Raw genomic sequence first — 2581 nt, 5'->3', positions numbered from 1 at the left:
CAGTGCCTACACCGTGTGCATCCACCCGTGGGTGTCGGCGAAGGTGCCGCGCTGGATGCCGGTCAGCGTGTCACGCAGCGCCATCGTCACCTCACCCGGCTCGCCGCCGCCGATGCTGAACTCGCCCTCGGCCGACTTCACCCAGCCGACCGGCGTGATCACCGCGGCGGTACCGCACGCGAAAACCTCACTGATCTCACCGGATTCGGCGCCCTTGCGCCATTCCTCGACCGACACCTTGCGCTCCTCGACCGGGTACCCGGAATCGGCGGCCAGGGTGAGCAGCGAGTCGCGGGTGATGCCCGGCAGCAGCGAACCGGACAGTTCCGGGGTCACCAGCCGGGCCTCGGAACCGGTGCCGAACACGAAGAACAGGTTGTTCGTGCCCATCTCCTCGACGTAGCTGCGCTCGCAGGCGTCCAGCCACACGACCTGGTCGCAGCCCTTCTCGGTGGCCTGTGCCTGCGCCAGCAGCGAGGCGGCGTAGTTGCCCGCCACCTTCGCCTCACCGGTGCCGCCGGGCGCGGCCCGCACGTACTCGGTCGACAGCCACACCCGCACCGGCTTCACACCACGCGGGAAGTACGCGCCCGCGGGCGAGCCAAGCAGCCGGTATTTGTTGGCCGAGGCGGGCTTCACGCCCAGGCCCGACTCGGTGGAGAACATGAACGGCCGCAGGTACAGCGACTCCTCGCCACCGGCGGCGGGCACCCAGCCGGCGTCGACCTCTAGCAGCTGACGCACGGATTCGACGAACAGCTCGTCCGGCAGTTCGGCCATCGCCATCCTGGCCGCCGAGCGGCGGAAACGCGCGGCATTGGCATCGATCCGGAAGGTGGCGATGCTGCCGTCGGGCTGACGGTAGGCCTTGAGCCCTTCGAAGATCGCCTGACCGTAGTGGAACACCATGGTCGCCGGGTCCAGCGACAGCGGGCCGTACGGCTCGACCCGCGCGTTGCCCCACTCGCCGTCGGCGTAGTCGATCGACACCATGTGATCGGTGAAGAACCGCCCGAAACCGGGGGCCGCCAGTACCTCTTCCCGCTGCTGCGCCGAACGGGGCGCCGGATGCGGAATACGAGTGAACTGTGCAGCGACTGTCATGATGCGATCCTATCCATTGCGCGGAATTACTTCGTTTTGGTGTCGACGAACGGCGGCTTGACCACCTCGCAGCGCAGCCTGCGCCCGCGCACGTCGACCTCCACCTCGTCGCCGGGTTCCAGCTTCGCCGTGGTGTCGAGCAGGGCCAGCGCTATGCCGACCTTCAGCGACGGCGAGAACGTGCCCGAGGTGGTCTCCCCGACCGGTTCGCCGTCGCGCAGCACGCTCTGCCCCTGCCGCAGCACGCCGCGATCGAGCGCCTTCAGGCCCATCAGCGTGCGCCGCGGACCGTCGGCCTTCTCCTGCTCGAGCGCCGCCTTGCCCCAGAACTCCGGCTTCTTCCAGCCGACCGCCCAGCCGGTGCGCGCCTGGTTCGGGGTGATGTCGAGCGACAGCTCGTGGCCGTGCAGCGGGTAGCCCATCTCGGTGCGCAGCGTGTCACGCGCGCCCAGCCCGGCGGGCTGCCCACCGGCCGCCAGCACCTGCTCGGTGAGCGCGCGGAAGACCGCTTCCGCGTCGTCCCAGCGCGGCAGCAGCTCGTAGCCGTGCTCGCCGGTGTAGCCGGTCCGGCACACGCGCACCGGGCGGCCGTCCCACTCGGCGTCGGCGTAGGCCATGTATTCCATGTCGGTCGGCAGGCCGAGCGCGGCGAGCACCTCGGTCGACTTGGGGCCCTGCACCGCGAACACCGCGTACTCGCGGTGCTCGTCGGTCACGGTGATCCCGGCAGGCGCCACCTTCCGCAGCTCGGCCACCACGGCCGCGGTGTTGGCGGCGTTCGGCACGAGGAACACCTCGTCCTCGCCGACGTAGTAGGCGATCAGGTCGTCGATCACGCCGCCGTCGGCCGCGCAGCACAGCGTGTACTGGGCCTTGCCCGGCTGGATCCTGGCCAGGTCGTTGGTCAGCGCCGAGTTCACGAACGCCGCCGCACCGGGGCCCGCGACGGTCGCCTTGCCCAGGTGACTCACGTCGAACAGGCCGACCGTAGTGCGCACGGCGGTGTGCTCGCCGACGGTCCCGCCGTACTGCACCGGCATCTCCCACCCGCCGAACGGAGCGAAGGTGGCTCCGAGCTCGACGTGGACAGCGTGGATGGGGCCCTCGAGCAGCGCGTTGTCGGTCATGGGCCCGAGCTTATCGGTCGATCCCCGCGCCGCGCGAACCTCCCGATTCGGCGGGTAGCCCCTGGAATCGGGGGCATCGCGCAGGGTTCCGCCGACCGGTCGCCGGTGCGAGGATCTGCGGTCATGAACCTCCGTACGGTCGGCGCGGGTGCGCTGCTTGTCTCCGCGACCCTGCTCTTGGCGAGTCCCGTCGCCCACGCCGACACCGGCAGCCTCGACTTCCTCGGCCCGTCCGGCTCGGGCGGCGGGATCAACGTCGGCTGCCTGCTGCAGTCGCTGTCCGGTGAATCGCCCACGGCGGATTGCGATACCCCCCCCAAACCCGCCCCCCCGAACCCGCGCCCGCCCGC

At 70.5% G+C, this 2581-nt stretch carries 3 protein-coding genes; 1 reads left to right on the top strand and 2 read right to left on the bottom strand.

Features of this window, described 5'->3' with window-relative positions:
• Positions 1-6: 6 nt before the first annotated feature.
• Positions 7-1104 (bottom strand): branched-chain amino acid aminotransferase, encoded by a 1098-nt coding sequence (locus ACFWPJ_RS23985; protein ID WP_378854639.1) that lies wholly within the window; start codon positions 1102-1104, stop codon positions 7-9.
• Positions 1105-1130: 26 nt separating this feature from the next.
• On the bottom strand, positions 1131-2231 hold the full coding sequence (gene gcvT, locus ACFWPJ_RS23980) for a glycine cleavage system aminomethyltransferase GcvT (protein ID WP_378854638.1): 1101 nt from the start codon (positions 2229-2231) through the stop codon (positions 1131-1133).
• 123 nt (positions 2232-2354) lie between these two features.
• Between gcvT and ACFWPJ_RS23975 the strand changes: the two genes are divergently transcribed.
• Positions 2355-2581: hypothetical protein (locus ACFWPJ_RS23975; RefSeq protein WP_378854637.1), on the top strand; the 227-nt coding region annotated here is incomplete at its 3' end.

The sequence above is a fragment of the Nocardia sp. NPDC058497 genome (genome assembly GCF_042720195.1).
GTDB lineage: Bacteria > Actinomycetota > Actinomycetes > Mycobacteriales > Mycobacteriaceae > Nocardia.
Note: the sequence above shows the minus strand (reverse complement) of the source record. Positions and strands in the feature narration are given on the sequence as shown.